This is a genomic window from Mesorhizobium sp. WSM4849, assembly GCF_055811385.1.
On sequence record NZ_JBVVPW010000028.1, the window covers coordinates 44,772 to 60,358 of the forward strand.

The window sequence follows — 15,587 nt, forward strand, 5'->3', positions numbered from 1 at the left end:
TTCTCAGGTCCAGAAGTAACGCACCGTGTGAAAGAACACCGGAGCGGCGAAGACCAGGCTGTCGGCGCGGTCCATCATGCCGCCATGGCCCTCGATCAGATGGCCCCAGTCCTTCACCCCCTGGTCGCGCTTGATGGCGGAGGCGACCAGCCCGCCGAGGAATCCCATCAGGCAGGCGATAAAGGCGACGCCCGCCGCCTGGAGCGGCGAAAACGGCGTCAGGAACGACAGCAGCGCGCCAAGCAGGCTCGACGTCGCCAGCCCGCCGACCAGCCCTTCCCAGGTCTTCGACGGCGAAACCTTCGGCGAGATCAGGTACCTGCCGAACAGCTTGCCGAAGATGTATTGCAGCACGTCGCTGCCTTGCACGGTGATGATCAGGAAAGCGATCAGCAACAAATTGCGGCCTTCAAAGCCGGGAACGTCGAGCGTCAGCAGCGCCGGCACGTGACTGACACAGTAGACCGAGATCATGACGGCCCATTGCTGCGCCGAGATGCGCTCGAGAAAGCGCTCGGTGTCGCCGTGAAGCGCGGTGATCGCCGGCATCAGCAGGAAGCAGTAGACCGGGATGAAGATGGTGAAGAGGCCGTACCAGGCGGTCCACACCAGCCAGTACTGGAACGGGATGATGATGCCGAACATGCCGAGCAGCACCCAATGGTCGCTGCGGCGGCTGTGCGTCAGCGTCACGAATTCGCGCAAGGCGGCAAACGAGATCAGCGCGAACAGGATGGTCATGCCGGAGCGGCCGAAGAAGAAGGCGACGGTGATCGCCAGCACCATCACCCACCAGGCGTTGATGCGCTGGTTGAGGTTGACCAGCGTCGAAGACAGCGGCTTCGGCGCGCGCCACGACAGGATGCCGGCAACCAGGCTTGCCGTGGTCAGCACCGCAGCGAGGCCGATAACCAGAATGAGGGTTTCGTGCATTGGCATGTTGAACTAGTCGTCCTTCAGAGCATCGTGCCGGATATCGGATCCGGCACGATGCTCTAAGCTCTTTTGGTCGCATGATGTTTTCCGGAAAACCGGATTCCACTTTTCCGCATCATGCGTTGGCGGGCGGGGGTTCAGCGCAAGCAGCGTTTGGCGGGCGCGGTCGAGAAAGGCGCGGCGTTCCTCATCCGGCGCAATGGCGATCGGCGCGCCGAAGACCACGCGGCAAAGCAGCGGCACCGGCACGAACTGGCCCTTGGGCAGCACCCGCGACATGTTCTCGATCCAGCACGGGATGAGTTCGACATCGGGCCGCGCCATCGACAGATTGTAGAGGCCGGAGCGGAACGGCAGCAGCGGCTCGTCGGTCATATTGCGGGTGCCTTCGGGAAAGATGATCAGCGAATGGCCCTCATCGAGCACCGACAGCATGATCGAGATCGGATTCTGCGCCTCTTCCGTCCACTGCCGCTGGATCAGCACGGAGGACAGCATGTCCTGCGCGATGAACCGGCGCAGCCGCGATTTTCCCCAATAGTCGGCGGCAGCGACGGCATGGGTGCGGGCGCGCTGCTTCTCGCTGAGGCAGGCCGACAGCAGGATGAAGTCGCCGTGGCTGGCATGATTGGCGAAGTAGATGCGCTGCCGGTCCGACGGCTGGCTGCCGTTCCAGATCGGTCGCACGCCGGTCACCGCCCAGGCCAGCGCCGACAGGCCGACCGAGGTCACGGTCTGCAGCAGGGTGAAGGTCCTTGTGCCTAGCTTGCTCATCGTCCGGCTCAGAAGGACAAGGCGACAGCGGATGCCGTCATAAACAGGCCGAGCGCGATGCGCTGCTTCATCAGCAGGCGCTGCGTGCCCGCGATGCGCCGGTCGAGCGAGCGGATGCCGGCAGCGGCCGGTTTGACGCGCATGCGCGCCAGCACGTCGTCGACCGAGGCTCCGCCGGCGGCCTCGCTGATGTGGCTCGCCATCAGCCAGAACAGCAGTGCGTCGAAGGTAAGCAGGGCCGAGAGGGCGAGGGTGACCACGCCGCTCGCTGCCGCGACCAGCCAGGCCGCCGCCGCCAGCATCGTCGCCTGCGGCGCCGCTGCCACGGCAATGACCGGCGCGGCCGTCAATGCGGCCAGCACCAAAAGCAGCGGCCACACCGCCTGCGTCATCAGCCCGGCGGCGAAAGCTTCGGCCTTGTCTCGATGGGCACTCATGCCGGCTCATCCACCGCGATCCGAAGATGCACCGGCCGGCCCGATGCCGCGAGCCGCTTGTGCGCCTGCGCCGGCGTTGGCGAGCGGCCGGTGGCAACCAGCCATTCGGCGACGACGCCGGCGCTGCGCTGGAAGCCGAGCGCGCAGCAGACCAGCACCGTGCCGTGGCCGCGGGCCGCCTCGATCGCCGCCACCGCTTGCGCTTGCGCCTCTGGCGGTGGCGGCAAAAGGTCGACCATGGCGATAGCAGTCCAGCGGCTGGTGACGCCGCGCGGCCGTTCCAGCTCGCCGGCAAGGTCGATCACCGTGCCGAAGGCGTCGGCCTCGGCGGCGGTGGGAAAGCGGCCGAGGAAGACGCCGTCGGCAATGGCGACATGCGGCGGCAGCTTGCGCGTCCATGCCCATCTATTGATCCTGGCGCCAAGCCGGTAGGGCAGCAGCAAGACACGGCTGGCCAGCGAGACGCTGCCGTCGGCCGTCTTCTGGAACACTCTGGCGCCGGCCCCGGCATAGGCGAAGGCGACGATGGCCAGCGCCAGCGCCGGCCACAGCAGGATCAGCCACAGCGCCGAGACGAAGGCGCCGGCAACGGCGCCGGCCAGCACAAGGGCTGTGCCAAGCGCGTAGGACCGAGCCAGCCGCCTGGCCCTGGCGTCGGCGGTTAGCTGAAAGCCGGCGAACGGCAATTCGCCATCGCGCGGAAACAGCCACAGGGCGAAGAAGCCGAGCAAAGCGCCGGTCGGGATGTCGATGACATGGTGCTGCCACGTCGTCAGCACCGAGGCGCCGATCAGCAAACACCAGGCATGCCAGACGGTGGCCATGCCTTTGAGCCGACCGCGCCAATGATCCCAGATGATGATCAGCAGCGCGATGTGCAGCGATGGCGCCTGGTTGAACGGCTTGTCGAAGCCGCCGAGCACCGCAAACATGAAGCCTGGCAGGCCTGATGTCTGCGGCCGCACGAAGGTCGCCGTCAGCGGGAACAGGATGAAGCAGGCGACGGCGACGATTTGCGCCGTGAGATAGCAGCCGGCAAGACGGTCGACGCCGCGCTTGGTATCGTTGAGCAGCAGCGACAGGCCGTAGAACAGGTTGATCGACCAATAGGGCACGATCGTCCAGGCGATGAACGGGATGCCGCGCTCCCAGGCAAAGACGATGCTGCCGACATCGTCGCGCTGCGACGCCAGCCAGTTGGCGAAGCCGTAGGTCGCGTAGAAGAACGGTGCCAAAAACCCCAGCCACAGCGCCGCCCGCAGCACGATGCCGGCGTACGGCTCGCGCGCGGAGCCAGAAGGGGCAGGGGCATCGGCAGGGCCAAGGGCAGGCAAGACCATGCTCAGGCGCGCCGCGCGACCGAGACGGTGAAGATGCCCCACTGGTCGATGCGCTGGTCGAGCTTCTCGAAGCCGGCCGCCGCCACCAGCTGGTCCATCTCGCCTTGGGTGCGCCGGCGCATCACCCAGGCCTGGCCGCCGCGATGCGAGGTCAGGCTGCGCGCGATCATTTCGAGCTGCGGATGCCAGGGCTGGTTGGTGTAGAGAAGCAGCCCGCCCGGCTGCATCGCCTTGGCCAGCCCGCCGAGCGAGCGGGCGATCATGGCGTTGTCGGCAAACAATTCGTAAAGCCCGGAGACGATGGCGAGGTCCGGCGCCGGCTCCAGCCCGGCAAGCATTTGGGCGTCGAAGGCGTCGGCCTGATGGAACGAGATGCTGGTCGGCAGGTGCCGCTCGGCGATCAGCTTGCAGCCGAGTGAAACGTTGAGCTCGGAGAAATCCTGCAGCCGCACGCTGGCCGGCGGCTCAGTGCATTTGGCGACGGCGTCGAGCACGTAGCGGCCGTGGCCGGCGGCGATATCGACGATATGGACCGGTCGGCCGGCGGTCTTCAGCGTCTCAGCGGCGCCGCCGATCAGCTCTTCCAGGTGCAGCTTGCGCTGGCGGATGCCGCGCCAGCCAATGGCGTCGAGAAAGGTGCGGTCGATCATGCGGCCGAGCGGACCGGTGCCCCGCGCCTGGTTCTCGTAGACATAGTCGAGCGTCGAGCCGGAATCGAAGCCGGTGGCAATCCCCGTCTTCATGCCTGACGACAGCCACGCGCCCATGCGGATCGAGGCGCGGCTCATTGCCCAGTACAGGCCTTTCGGTGACAGCGGGGCGAGCGGCGAGGCCAGCCGGTCGGCCTCGTCGCGTGTGTAGCCGGCGCGGTCGGCCGTGGTCAGGTCGAGCGGCTTCTCCGGCGTCGCGAACTGTCTTTCGAGGAACGGCTTGATCAGGTCGAGTGCCTTGCGGCGGTCGCGTTCGCCGAGCGTGTCGTGGAAGAAGCCGGGCAGCACATGCCGCTCCTTGGCCGGGCTGGCGAGATTGACGAAGAACTCGTGCTGCGGTCCATGCCGCACCACCCAGTCGCTGCCGGAGATCAGCAATTGCGTCGGCACGGTGATGGCGCGGGCGTCGGCGACGATACGCGCGGCGTGGTCGTAGAGCTCGACGAGGATGTTGGAGGCGATCGGCCGCGTGATCAGCGGATCGGCCTCGAAGGAGGCGATGCGCTCGGGGTCATGCGTCAGGAACTTGGCCTTGACGTAGGAATTGACGAAGAAGCGGCCCTTGATCTTCTGCCACAGCGCAATGCCTTGCTTGGCGAAGGGCACGTAGAGCTTGACCGAGAAGGCCGGCGAGGCCAGCACCAGTGCGCGGATGTCGGGCGCATAATCATGCACCCAGGCGGCGGCGAGCACGGCGCCGAAGGATTGTGCGATCAATGCGATGTCGCGTTGGCCGAACCCGTCTCTGCCGATCTCGCGCACGAAACAATCGATGTCGCGCACAAGTGCTGCAAAGGACGGCGCATAGCCGCGCTCGCCGGCCGAGCGGCCATTGCCGCGCGCGTCCCAGGCGTAGAAGGCATGGCCGGGCATGTCGAGTTCATCGACCAGATGCGCCATGCGGCCGCCATGCTCGTGGCCACGGTGGAACAGCAGGACCGCGCTTTTGCCGTGTTCGGTTAGTGCCGGCCAATAGCGATAGAAGATCTCGGTGCCGTCATGCGTGCGGAAGGTGCGCTCCTGCGCCACCCGCTGCTCACTTGCGGAAGCGGCAATCGTTGGTTCATGAAGCATGTTGTTCCCCTGGCGACCGGAATTTCAGTCACCGCTCCCGTTAAGCCCGCTGCGTATCCGGTTGATGGCGGTCACCAGCGAGAGTGTAGCCAAGGCCGGAAACACAAACGGCGTGATCGCGTCCACCCACAGGCCGCAGGCGATGAGAAAGGCGATGATACCGAGCGCCAGCGCCCGGTCGCTCTTGCCGAACGGCCCGGCATAATTGCGCCCCGTGCCCGCCGCGATGCCGAGCACGCCGGCGAATTCCACAAGCACTGCTGTGACGGCAAAGGCGACGACGCCCCAGGCAGGGAAGAGAGCGGCAAAGGCCAGGATCAGCGCCAGGTCGGAAACGACGTCGCAGAGTTCGTTAAGATACATGCCGAGCTTGGAGGCCTGGCCATGTTCTCGCGCAAGCATCCCGTCGATGGCGTTCAGCGCCATGCGCGCAAACAGCACCACCGGCATCAGCAGGAAGACCGCGCGATGGCCGGCAAGGGCCGCGACCACAACGCCGGTGGCAACCGACAGGGCGGCAGCCAGCAGCGTGATCTGGTTGGCGGTGACGCCGGCCCCGGCCAGCCGGTCGGCGAGCGGCCGCAGCTTCGCCTGAAAGGCCGGTTTGAGCGCATAGAGCGTCGGCATGTGCGAACCCCCCGGCCGCGGTGCAACTAACGTCGGCGAGCATGGTCAATTGGCGGGCAAGACGCAAGGGCGGCGAGCATGACCAAGCTGTTGACGGCGGGCTCGATATTCTAGTGGGAGTGAAGGGAGTACCGTGGAGTAGTATCGGATAGCAGAGGACACTCGAGCGAATCCTAGGCCATCGATAGCAGTCGATAGATTCTAGGCGACCTGCAGATCTGCCGCTCTGTCGGGCGTCTCCCCGCTTTTCGAACGGCGCCCATACGTCGTCAGGCCCACCCCAACCTTCGCGACTTTGTGGCCTTCAAATATTCGGTCGCGCGCTGCTCGAAGAAGTTAGCGCGCGCGACCAGTTCTCGGCGTCGATCACACGGTCATAGATCGATTACTGCTCCTTCTTGAACAAATCCTGGAAGATCAGCTGGCCCCAAGTGCGGCCGCGTGCGTGCACCAGCGCGCCACCCTCGTTGAGCTTTCCCAGCTTGACGGGTGCGAACCCGAGTTGTTTGGCCAAAGCCGCCACGGGAGCGGTCGCGCCCTCGTCGTCGCTCGACAGAAAGACGACCCGGTGGCCGCCCTCGACGATCGGATCGGCAGCCAGGGTGGCCGCAATCAGGTGATTGAACCCTTTGACGAGCTTGGCGCCGGTGAACGCCTTCGCGATGAAGGCGGAGGACGGGAGACCGTCCAGCTCTTCAGGGACTGGAAACACGTTCGTCGCGTCGATGACTGTCTTGCCTTCCCAGCTCGGCAGAGCCTTCGCAACCTCGCGGTGTTCCCAGAACGGGATTGCCAAGATGATCGTGTCGGCCTCGACTGCATTCTGCAGAGACTTGGCGACGACCGTGGGTCCGATCGCCCGAGCCTGTGGCGCCAACGCCTCGGGCGGACGGCGGCTCGCGACGGTCACGTCGATGTTTTTACGGGCGAAGGCGTGGGCGAGGGCCTGGCCTATCTTACCGAATCCTACAATTGCGTAGCTCATAATGCTTCTCCGATCCGTGTTGATATTCATTCCCCGCCTTCAACGGCGCTGGGTTATCCGTTCTGCTGTGTGGCGACCTTTGCGTAGACATCCCGTTGTGAACGACTTCCGCGCGGCCGGGCCGACCGTTCAGCGCGGAAGTCGTTCCACCATGGACATGCTAGTTCCCGCCGATAAGCCACTTGCCGCGATCCGGCGCGATTTCAGATGGCCGAGAAGCCTCCGTCGACGGACAACTCCAGCCCATTCACGAAGCTCGAATCGTCTGAAGCAAGAAACAGCGCGGCCGTCGCAATTTCCTCAGGACGCCCCATCTTTCCCCGCGGGATCAGGGCTTCGAACATCCGCTTCCCCTCCTCGTCGAGAACTTGGTCCTGCATCGGTGTGGCGATCGGCCCCGGGTGCAGCACGTTCACCCGGATATTCCTGCCCTTCAGCTCGTTGAGCCACCCGCGTGCGAATGCGTGCAACGCCGCCTTGCTCGCCGCATACACGCTGTAACCAGGAAAACCTTTCACCGAAGCAACTGATCCGGTCATGAAGATCGATCCGCCATCGTTGAACAGCGGCAACGCCTTTTGCACCGTGAACAGCGTGCCGCGCGTATTCAGGCCGAAGGTCGCATCGAAATGCTGCTCGGTAATCTCGCCCAGTGGGACGGCTTCGCCCGTGCCAGCGCTCGCATACAGGACGTCGATCTTGCCCTTTTCCCGCTTGACTGAATCGAACAGGCGGTCGAGGTCGTCGAGATTGGCCGCGTCGCCGCGCACGCCGGTCACGTCCCGGCCAATCAGCTTGACGGCCTCGTCGAGCGCCTCCTGCCTCCGGCCCGTGATGAAAACGTAGGCGCCTTCTTCAACGAACCGCTTGGCGCTCGCCAGCGCCATGCCGCTCGATCCACCCGTGATGACTGCAACCTTGCCCTCAAGCTTTCCCATGACTTCTCCTTTCGTGGTGTCGGGACAGCATCTGCCTCCGAGAACCTCGAAATGGGTCCGCCGGCGTCAGTTGTTGAGTGCGGAAGCGCGCACATCGGTGGTGCGAAATCGATCCGGCTGGACGACTGACGCCAGCCGCGACGATCGGTGTCCGCCGTTCGGAATGGGGCCTCGTTCGTCGACATAGGCTAGGATAACCGCCCGTACTGCTGTTCGATGTGCTAGATGCGGGCTTTGGAAGGCGCGCACCGCGCGGTGCCGGATTGCACCATGATCGACTGGGATGACGTTCGCTACTTTCTTGCCGTCGCGCGCGGAGGCTCAGTGCGGGCCGCCGCCGAGGGCCTCGGGGTGAATCACTCGACCGTGCTGCGACGCATCGCTCAGCTCGAGGAACGCCTGGGGGCGCAGATGTTCGAAAAGCTTCCTTCGGGCTACCGCCTGACGGCTGCGGGCGAGGAGGTCCTCGAGTTCGCGGAGCAGATGGAGGCGTCGTCGAACCGGCTGGAGACGCGAATCTTCGGGCGCGATCAGAGCGTACGGGGACTCTTGCGGGTGACACTGGCGCCGACCCTCGCGACGCACCTGCTCATGCCCGACTTCGCTGAGTTTGCGCTTCTGCATCCGGACATCGAGATGGAAATCTTGTCGTCCGGCGAGTTGGCAAATCTGACCAACCGAGAGGCCGATGTCGCGATCCGCGTCGTTTACGACCGCAAAACCCTGCCGCTCAATCTTCACGGCCTGAAGGGACCGGAGCTGTTCAGCGGCGTCTACATGTCTCGCGATCGACTAGCCGCGTGGCGTGCGGGTGCGCCTGATCCCATCCGGTGGATCGTCATAAGCTTTCATGGCATCCCGGACTGGGCCCGCGAGGGTGAGGTTCGTACCACGGGGGCTCCGTTCAGGACCACGGACGGCGAGGCGCAGATCGTTGCAGTACGGCAAGGGCTCGGGATGACGACACTGCCGTGCTTCGTCGGAGATGCCGACCCCCTACTGGTAAGGGTGCCGGGCACCGACCTGCACATGCATGGAACGCTCTGGCTTCTCACGCAGGGGGAGACACGCAAGACGAAGCGCGTGCGGCTCTTCACTGAGTTCGTATCCCGCAGGCTCGCCGCGTACGCTCCGCTTCTCGCGGGGCTGTCTGTATCGCGCGACTGATGCGCAGCAGGTCGCCGGCGACGCTTGCCGTAATCCGGTCGGAAGCCGAGCTGCGATCGCTTGAAGCGGCGTCGTTCAATCCGCGAATGTTGCGCCGTATCGCAACCGGCGGGAGGGCCACACTACTGACGGCGACGGACTTCACCATCGCTGACGGTCTTTTTGGCAGGCTGGAGACGCCGCTTTTGCGGAGAACTCCGAGGAAAATAGACCAACCGATATCGATAGTCTTTGAAACCGAGCAAATCGCGGATCGCCGAAATTCTCCTTTGAATTCAAGAGCGAGAATTTCTGACGGATCCGGGATACGGTTCTTCGTCGTCAGCGGAAAAATTTTCCTCGATGGATCAATGCGTTATGATGCTTCAGAACAATCGAGTGGGAGGCGTGGTGCTGATACGCAGGCCGCGTTCAAAACCCGGACGGAAATTCGCCGCGTCGAGCCTTACGTCCGCAATGCGCCGCCAATAGCAGACACGACGGCCTGGTCCGATTGAGAAGCCTTGGCGCGAAATGTCCGCTATCGTCAGCTATGATGTCGTCGCTCTGCGCACGAGTCGGGCGAGTTCGCGGTTGAAACGAGAGGAGTCCTCGATGAAGGGTGCGTGTCCGGTCTCGGGGTACCAGGAAGCGGTGCTCGTCGGACATGTCTTGAGGATGTGATCGCCCATTGCCGGGAGCCGAAGCCTCGAGGGATCTTATCTCCAATGAAACCTGCTTGTTGGCCGGGTCCAGAGACTGCAGCATTTCGGCGTAGGAAAGGGCCCGTTCAGGATCGCTGCGCAGCCGCTCGACAAGCGCCTGCAGGATCATCGATCTGGTGCGATCCAGTGCGTCGCTGTGGAATGTGCGCCAAGCCTCGAACACCGGGCAGCGCGGTAGTTCCAGATCTTCAAGGAACTGCCCCCGGAACATGGCGGCCAGGGTTACCAGGCGTGAGGTGTCGAGAAAGCGTACCTCGTCCGCCGTCATGTGGGCGACTTGCGGCAAATCGACATCAAGCTTGGCGGTGTCGAAAAGCACGCTCTCTCGATCGGCCTTCAGGCAGCCCTCGTCACCGTTTTGGTTGATGATGTGCCTTAGCTTCGAGAGACTCCATCTCAGCGAAGCTCTTGGATCGTCAGGCACCTCCCAGAACATTCGGCACAAATGATCGCGCCGCTGACGCCGGTTCGCCACCACTAGGTAGGCGAGCAGGGCGCGCGTTTTCTTCGACGGTGGCAGCGCGATCTCCCGGGCGCCCCGCAGGACCACCAATTCGCCGAGCACCTTGATCTTCAGTGGGCCCTTCATTTGGGACGCCGATCGCTTGCAAGCAATTTTACCCGCGATACTGCTCTGTGTAAATTTACTTGATGGTCGGCGCCTACTGCCCGGAACCTTACTATTCGCGAGGCGCTATCGTTTCGGCGCGGTCGCCACGTCTTCAAGGTCGAATTCCGAAGGGTCTCTTTCCAGTTTTCGAATAGCGCGGGCCAGCGCCGGCAGGACGGTTTCGCGCGCGCCCTTGTCAACCTGGGATAGACTCCTGCGTATGGCATCCTTCCAGGCCGGGCCGCGGTCGTAAGCCTCCATGAAAGCATCGGCCAGGTCTTCCGACTGCCGTTGTTCGATCATGGCTTCCATGATGGTTGCAGCCTGCATCTTGTCCTTGCGGCTCTTGGCGGTGCCGTCGCTGTCCGTCCGACGGCGGCTGGCGACGATGAGTTTGTGGATGGCGTACCGTTCGGGCGACGGCACGTTCACCGGCACGCCGGCACCGTGAAGGAGAACGGCCCGGATCGGCTCGTATATCAGGAAATCGAGAAACCGCAGGGGCTGCGCCGACGCGCCACCAAGCGCGGGCATGGATGTTGGACGACCCTCGTAGTCGGCCGAACCGGTGTTCGGAGTCAGGAATTCGACCTTGTATCCGGAGCGGGAAGAATATTGCGTGGTGAAGCGGCCGTCAGCCTGGTGCGGAATCTCCCGGAAAGTCGGGTCGACTTTCCTCAACGTATCGAGCACGGGTGGCATCTTGTCATCGACGGCCGTCGAGATCGAATGAAACTGCGCAAAATCGGCATCTCCCGTGACCATCGACGTACTGGGCAGGCGAACGCCAAGGACGGCTGGATAGCATTGATAGGCGACGGTACCGACCAGGACGCCACGAAGCCTGAAGAAACCGGCTTCGGCGAGCGCCTGGACAATGTCGCCGGTCTTCCTTTCCGGCCGTGGCAGGTAGGCCTCGCGAATGAGTGTCGAAACCAGTTTTCGCCGCTCTTTGATGTCGGCTTTCAGGTCCTTGAAGTTTTCGACCCTCCTGGTGATTTCGGGATCGTCGACGGGGCCGACATATGTGCGTGTTTTGCCGCCGTCAGGGTTCGGCAGGTCGAGATACCAGTAACGGCGGCCTTTCACCTCGGCTGTGACAAAGCGGCCGCCGACGTTGAATTCCGTCGAGAACGAGGCATCCAACGACCGCTGCGCCAGCTCGGAATAGAGCGTCTGGTATGTATGGGGAATCTGCTGCATATGAGTTGTTACCGTTTTCGCGAAAAGGGTAATAACACAATTTCGTCGCCACCGTCATCATAAATTGTTACCGCTTTCGCGAAAGCGGTAACAACTGCGCTCAAGGCATCCGTGGATGCGGGTCAAATCGCGCGCCAGCAGTTCGTCTCTTCCCAGGCCCCCGTCTCCCACGATTGAATTAAACAGTGCTCTATACTTTACAAGTAAATTAAAACATGTGAAGTTATGTCCACCAAAAGGGTCATCCATGACAACCAGTCGTTTCGCCACACGCCTGAATTCCTTTGCCTCGCGACCACAGGCCGAATGGCCTGATCTTGTCGACAAGCCGTCCATGCTGCAGATGGCGGCGCGTGCGGCGAAGGTTGCGGGGCTGACCGACCTTGACCTCAACTTTCCCGACCATGTCGATGAAAAACCTGCGGAAATGGCGCGAAAACTCGGCGATGCCGGGCTTTCGATCAATGGCTTCGCCATGCGCTACTACTCCAACCCGGCTTTCAAGCTCGGCGCCTTCACCAATCCAGATCCCGCAGTTCGCCGCGAAGCCATCGACCTAACCAAGGCCGGCATTGACGCCGTGCGTGAGGCCGGCGCCAATCTGATGACGCTGTGGCTCGGCCAGGATGGCTTTGACTATGCCTTCCAGGCCGACTACGCGACGCTGTGGCAACACGAGATAGACGGTATTCGTGAAGTGGCGGCGCATGATCCCGACTGCCAGATCAGCCTGGAATACAAGCCCAACGAGCCGCGCTCCTACAGCCTGATGCCCGACGCGGCGACGACATTGCTGGCGATCCGCGAGATCGGACTGCCCAATCTCGGCGTGACGCTTGATTTCGCCCATGTGCTCTACGCCGACGAGCAGCCGGCCTTTGCCGCAGCACTGGTCGCGCGCCACAGCAAGCTCTTGGGCGTCCATCTCAACGACGGCTACGGCAAGCGCGACGACGGCCTGATGGTCGGCGCGGTGCACACGCTGCAGACGATCGAGCTGCTCAGGCAGATCCTCCGCGACGGCTACGCCGGCGCCATCTACTTCGACACGTTTCCCGACATGACCGGGCTCGATCCGGTCCACGAATGCGAAGTCAACATCGCCACAGTCAAACGCATGCTGCGCGTTGTCGATCGGCTGGAAAAGGACAACCGCCTGTCCACCGCCGTCGATCGTCAGGACGCGGTCGCATCGCAAGCCATCATTCAGGAAGCCATGCTCGGGCCGGACAGCTGACGCCGGCGCCGTCGCCGTTTTTCAACAAGGGAGGAAAGACCATGAAATTTCTGCTTGCCACCGCTGCCGCTGGCCTGATGGCGCTGTCCATCGGTTCGGCATTTTCCGCGGACCTCGCGCCGCTCAACTCCGACACCGAGCAGGATCGCATCGACTGGTCGCAGCTCGAGGCCAAGTTCGGTGCTTTCCCCAAGCTGCCCGAGGGCACCAAGGCGGGCGCCGTCTCCAAGACGCTGACCAACGAATACTGGCGCTCGCTGGGTGAGGGCTACAAGTCGTTCGGCGACCGCGTCGCCGTTCCGGTCGTCTACCAGGCGGCGCAGAGCGAGGGCGACCAGCTCGGCCAGCTCACCATCGCCGAAGGCCTGGTCACACAAGGCTACAACGTGCTTCTCGTCTCGCCGCAGACCGACTCCAACCTGCAGCCGATCATGGAACAGGCCAAGTCCGCCAACGTGCCGGTGGTCAACGTCAATGACGCGGTCATCCCGCAGGCTGAGCACTATGTCGGCAATGTCCAGCGCGACAATGGCGTGCGCGTCGCCAAATGGTTCATCAAGAACCGGCCGGATGGCGGCAAGGTCGCCATCGTCGAAGGCCAGGCCGGCGTCTATGCCGCCGTCCAGCGCACGGATGGCTTCAAAACCACGATCACCGAGGCCGGGAAGTTCGAGGTCGTCGCCAGCGTGCCCGGCAACTGGGATCGCCAGACATCCTACGACGCGGCCACCAACATCCTGCAGCAGCACCCCGACCTGATCGGCTTCTATGCCAACAATGACGGTATGGCGCTGGGCATCGTCGAGGCGGTCAAGGCCGCCGGCTTGCAGGACAAGGTCGCCGTCTTCGGCACCGACGGCATCTCCGACGCGTATACCTCGATCCGCGCCGGCGAGCTGACCGGCACCGTCGATAGTTTCCCGGTGCTGACCGGCGAGGTGGCGCTGGAATCGGCGCTGCGACTGGTGGCCGGGCAGAAGCTGCCGCGCGTCGTCGCCACGCCGCAGGCGCTGATCACCAAGGACAATGCCGACCGCTATTCCGGCGCCGGCGACGCCGTGCGCAAGGCGCTGCTCGAGGACGCGGCGGCGGGCAACTAAGACGGGGCAACAACCGGGGCTGTTGCACCCCCCTCATCCGGCCGCTTCGCGGCCACCTTCTCCCCGCTGGGGAGAAGAGCAGGGCGCCGACGCTGGCGATCTCCTCTCCCCTCGGGGAGAGGTCAGCCGAGCGAAGCGGAGGCTGGGTGAGGGGTCTTTGAGAGATCGCTTGGAGAACGAACCAATGTCACCTCGGCTGCAATTCGAGGGCATTTCCAAGGTGTTTCCGGCCGTGCGGGCGCTGAGCGATGTGTCCTTTTCGGTCGGCGTCGGCGAAATCCATGGCCTGCTCGGTGAGAACGGCGCCGGCAAATCGACGCTGCTGCGCATCCTGTCTGGTGTCTACCGGCCGACAGCCGGAAGCGTGCTGATCGACGGCAGGCCGCTGATGCTGAACAATCCGGTCGCCGCGCGCGCCGCGGGCGTTGCCATGATCCATCAGGAATTGCAGCAGGTGCCGCACCTCAGCGTCGCCCAGAACATGTTCCTTGGTCATCCGCTGACGCGCGGCGGCATCTTCGTCGCACGGCGCGAGCAGGAACGCCGCGCTGCGGAAGCCCTTGCCGCCCTCGATCCGACCATCGATCCGGGTGGACCGCTCGGCAGCCTGAAGGTCGCGCAGCGGCAGATCGTCGAGATCGCCCGGGCGCTGCTCGATCGGGCGCGCATCGTGGCGATGGACGAGCCGACATCGAGCCTGACGCCGAGCGAGTTCGAGCGCCTGGCCGAAGTCATTGCCGGACTGGCGCGCGACGGTGTCGCGGTTGTCTATGTCTCGCACAAGCTGGACGAGGTGTTCGGCATCTGCCAACGCGCCACAATCATGCGCGACGGTGTCGTGGTCGGATCCGTCGATCTCGCGCAGATGTCGGAAAAAGCCGTCGTTTCGATGATGGTCGGCCGCGAGCTTGCCCAGGAACAGCACCGCTCGCACGCTTCCAGCGAAGTAAGGCTGAGCGTGCGTGGCCTCGCCTCGGCATCCAAGGTCCATGACGTCTCGTTCGACCTGCATCGCGGCGAGGTGCTGGGCATTGCCGGCCTGGTCGGCTCGGGCCGCACCGAACTGCTGCGGCTGCTGGCCGGCGCCGACCGCGCCTCATCAGGCACGGTCGACATCGACGGCAAGGCGATCAAACTTTCCAATCCGCGCGACGCTATCGCCGCCGGCATCGGCCTGGTGCCGGAGGAGCGCAAGCGCGAAGGCATCGTGCCGTTACGGTCGATCTCCAGCAATATGGCGCTGGCGTCGATGGGCGTGTTCGCACCGCGCGGCGTCATCGATCACACCAGGCTGAAGCGGGTCGCGGCCGAGAAGATGAAGCGGGTCAATCTCAGGCCATTCCTGCTCGACCGGCCGATCCGGCTGTTCAGCGGCGGCAACCAGCAGAAGGCGATCATCGGCCGCTGGCTGGCGGCGGGAACGCGCATCCTTTTGTTCGACGAGCCGACGCGCGGCATCGATGTCGGCGCCAAGGCGGAGATCTATCATTTGATCGAGGAGCTCGCCGCCGAAGGCCATTCGGTCGTCGTCGTGTCGTCCGAGCTTCCCGAGGTGATCCGGCTCGCCGACCGCGTGCTGGTCATGCGCGACGGCACGGTCGCCGCCGCAATCGACCGGTCCGATCTCAACGAACAGGCGATCGCGGCGCACGCCATACCCCAATCGGAGACTCAAGGCCGGCAAGGCGCAGGGGCCGGCAAGGCGCAAGGCCATCGGGCCGGTGCATAACGGACAGGACCAGCGG

The 15,587-nt window shown here is 64.0% G+C and carries 14 protein-coding genes; 4 read left to right on the top strand and 10 right to left on the bottom strand.

Features of this window, described 5'->3' with window-relative positions; all coding sequences use genetic code 11:
* Positions 1-3 precede the first annotated feature (3 nt).
* The 8 genes from AC0L3L_RS26705 to AC0L3L_RS26740 all read right to left on the bottom strand — a co-directional run bounded on the left by AC0L3L_RS26705 (position 4) and on the right by AC0L3L_RS26740 (position 7,821).
* Positions 4-933 carry a phosphatidate cytidylyltransferase gene (locus AC0L3L_RS26705; RefSeq protein ID WP_473640008.1) on the bottom strand — a complete coding sequence of 310 codons (930 nt, stop codon included), beginning with the start codon at positions 931-933 and terminating at the stop codon, positions 4-6.
* A gap of 12 nt (positions 934-945) precedes the next feature.
* The gene (locus AC0L3L_RS26710; protein ID WP_473488939.1) at positions 946-1,710 is read right to left on the bottom strand and encodes a lysophospholipid acyltransferase family protein; all 765 of its coding nucleotides are present in this window, start codon (positions 1,708-1,710) and stop codon (positions 946-948) included.
* Between the two features lie 8 nt (positions 1,711-1,718).
* Positions 1,719-2,147 carry a hypothetical protein gene (locus AC0L3L_RS26715; RefSeq protein ID WP_473639945.1) on the bottom strand — a complete coding sequence of 143 codons (429 nt, stop codon included), beginning with the start codon at positions 2,145-2,147 and terminating at the stop codon, positions 1,719-1,721.
* Complete coding sequence (locus AC0L3L_RS26720; RefSeq protein ID WP_473639947.1) at positions 2,144-3,487, bottom strand: phosphatase PAP2/dual specificity phosphatase family protein; 1,344 nt, start codon at positions 3,485-3,487, stop codon at positions 2,144-2,146. The genes AC0L3L_RS26715 and AC0L3L_RS26720 overlap by 4 nt, the downstream gene beginning before the upstream one ends.
* Before the next feature lie 2 nt (positions 3,488-3,489).
* Entirely contained in the window at positions 3,490-5,271 is a 1,782-nt protein-coding gene (locus AC0L3L_RS26725; RefSeq protein ID WP_473639949.1) for a bifunctional alpha/beta hydrolase/class I SAM-dependent methyltransferase, read from the bottom strand.
* Positions 5,272-5,295: 24 nt separating this feature from the next.
* Positions 5,296-5,898: a CDP-alcohol phosphatidyltransferase family protein gene (locus AC0L3L_RS26730; protein WP_123148043.1), complete on the bottom strand. Its 603-nt coding sequence runs from the start codon at positions 5,896-5,898 to the stop codon at positions 5,296-5,298.
* 385 nt (positions 5,899-6,283) lie between these two features.
* The gene (locus AC0L3L_RS26735) at positions 6,284-6,883 is read right to left on the bottom strand and encodes an NADPH-dependent F420 reductase (RefSeq protein ID WP_473639951.1); all 600 of its coding nucleotides are present in this window, start codon (positions 6,881-6,883) and stop codon (positions 6,284-6,286) included.
* Between the two features lie 203 nt (positions 6,884-7,086).
* On the bottom strand, positions 7,087-7,821 hold the full coding sequence (locus AC0L3L_RS26740; protein WP_473639953.1) for an SDR family NAD(P)-dependent oxidoreductase: 735 nt from the start codon (positions 7,819-7,821) through the stop codon (positions 7,087-7,089).
* Positions 7,822-8,091: 270 nt separating this feature from the next.
* Between AC0L3L_RS26740 and AC0L3L_RS26745 the strand changes: the two genes are divergently transcribed.
* On the top strand, positions 8,092-8,988 hold the full coding sequence (locus AC0L3L_RS26745) for a LysR family transcriptional regulator (protein ID WP_473639955.1): 897 nt from the start codon (positions 8,092-8,094) through the stop codon (positions 8,986-8,988).
* A 411-nt stretch (positions 8,989-9,399) separates the two neighbouring features.
* Here the strand turns inward: AC0L3L_RS26745 and AC0L3L_RS26750 are convergent, their stop codons facing one another.
* Both AC0L3L_RS26750 and AC0L3L_RS26755 read right to left on the bottom strand, forming a co-directional pair.
* The gene (locus tag AC0L3L_RS26750; RefSeq protein WP_473639956.1) at positions 9,400-10,257 is read right to left on the bottom strand and encodes an AfsR/SARP family transcriptional regulator; all 858 of its coding nucleotides are present in this window, start codon (positions 10,255-10,257) and stop codon (positions 9,400-9,402) included.
* A gap of 129 nt (positions 10,258-10,386) precedes the next feature.
* Positions 10,387-11,505 carry a nucleotidyltransferase family protein gene (locus AC0L3L_RS26755; protein ID WP_473639958.1) on the bottom strand — a complete coding sequence of 373 codons (1,119 nt, stop codon included), beginning with the start codon at positions 11,503-11,505 and terminating at the stop codon, positions 10,387-10,389.
* Between the two features lie 247 nt (positions 11,506-11,752).
* Between AC0L3L_RS26755 and AC0L3L_RS26760 the strand changes: the two genes are divergently transcribed.
* The 3 genes from AC0L3L_RS26760 to AC0L3L_RS26770 all read left to right on the top strand — a co-directional run bounded on the left by AC0L3L_RS26760 (position 11,753) and on the right by AC0L3L_RS26770 (position 15,571).
* Complete coding sequence (locus AC0L3L_RS26760) at positions 11,753-12,742, top strand: TIM barrel protein (protein WP_473639960.1); 990 nt, start codon at positions 11,753-11,755, stop codon at positions 12,740-12,742.
* A gap of 41 nt (positions 12,743-12,783) precedes the next feature.
* Positions 12,784-13,842: a sugar ABC transporter substrate-binding protein gene (locus AC0L3L_RS26765; RefSeq protein WP_473488928.1), complete on the top strand. Its 1,059-nt coding sequence runs from the start codon at positions 12,784-12,786 to the stop codon at positions 13,840-13,842.
* 184 nt (positions 13,843-14,026) lie between these two features.
* Positions 14,027-15,571: a sugar ABC transporter ATP-binding protein gene (locus tag AC0L3L_RS26770; RefSeq protein WP_473639961.1), complete on the top strand. Its 1,545-nt coding sequence runs from the start codon at positions 14,027-14,029 to the stop codon at positions 15,569-15,571.
* Positions 15,572-15,587: the final 16 nt, after the last annotated feature.

Coding starts and splice junctions, on each gene's coding strand:
- AC0L3L_RS26705 (WP_473640008.1), bottom strand. CDS start 933: ATGCACGAAACCCTCATTCTGGTTATCGGCCTCGCTGCGGTGCTGACC.
- AC0L3L_RS26710 (WP_473488939.1), bottom strand. CDS start 1,710: ATGAGCAAGCTAGGCACAAGGACCTTCACCCTGCTGCAGACCGTGACC.
- AC0L3L_RS26715 (WP_473639945.1), bottom strand. CDS start 2,147: ATGAGTGCCCATCGAGACAAGGCCGAAGCTTTCGCCGCCGGGCTGATG.
- AC0L3L_RS26720 (WP_473639947.1), bottom strand. CDS start 3,487: ATGGTCTTGCCTGCCCTTGGCCCTGCCGATGCCCCTGCCCCTTCTGGC.
- AC0L3L_RS26725 (WP_473639949.1), bottom strand. CDS start 5,271: ATGCTTCATGAACCAACGATTGCCGCTTCCGCAAGTGAGCAGCGGGTG.
- AC0L3L_RS26730 (WP_123148043.1), bottom strand. CDS start 5,898: ATGCCGACGCTCTATGCGCTCAAACCGGCCTTTCAGGCGAAGCTGCGG.
- AC0L3L_RS26735 (WP_473639951.1), bottom strand. CDS start 6,883: ATGAGCTACGCAATTGTAGGATTCGGTAAGATAGGCCAGGCCCTCGCC.
- AC0L3L_RS26740 (WP_473639953.1), bottom strand. CDS start 7,821: ATGGGAAAGCTTGAGGGCAAGGTTGCAGTCATCACGGGTGGATCGAGC.
- AC0L3L_RS26745 (WP_473639955.1), top strand. CDS start 8,092: ATGATCGACTGGGATGACGTTCGCTACTTTCTTGCCGTCGCGCGCGGA.
- AC0L3L_RS26755 (WP_473639958.1), bottom strand. CDS start 11,505: ATGCAGCAGATTCCCCATACATACCAGACGCTCTATTCCGAGCTGGCG.
- AC0L3L_RS26760 (WP_473639960.1), top strand. CDS start 11,753: ATGACAACCAGTCGTTTCGCCACACGCCTGAATTCCTTTGCCTCGCGA.
- AC0L3L_RS26765 (WP_473488928.1), top strand. CDS start 12,784: ATGAAATTTCTGCTTGCCACCGCTGCCGCTGGCCTGATGGCGCTGTCC.
- AC0L3L_RS26770 (WP_473639961.1), top strand. CDS start 14,027: ATGTCACCTCGGCTGCAATTCGAGGGCATTTCCAAGGTGTTTCCGGCC.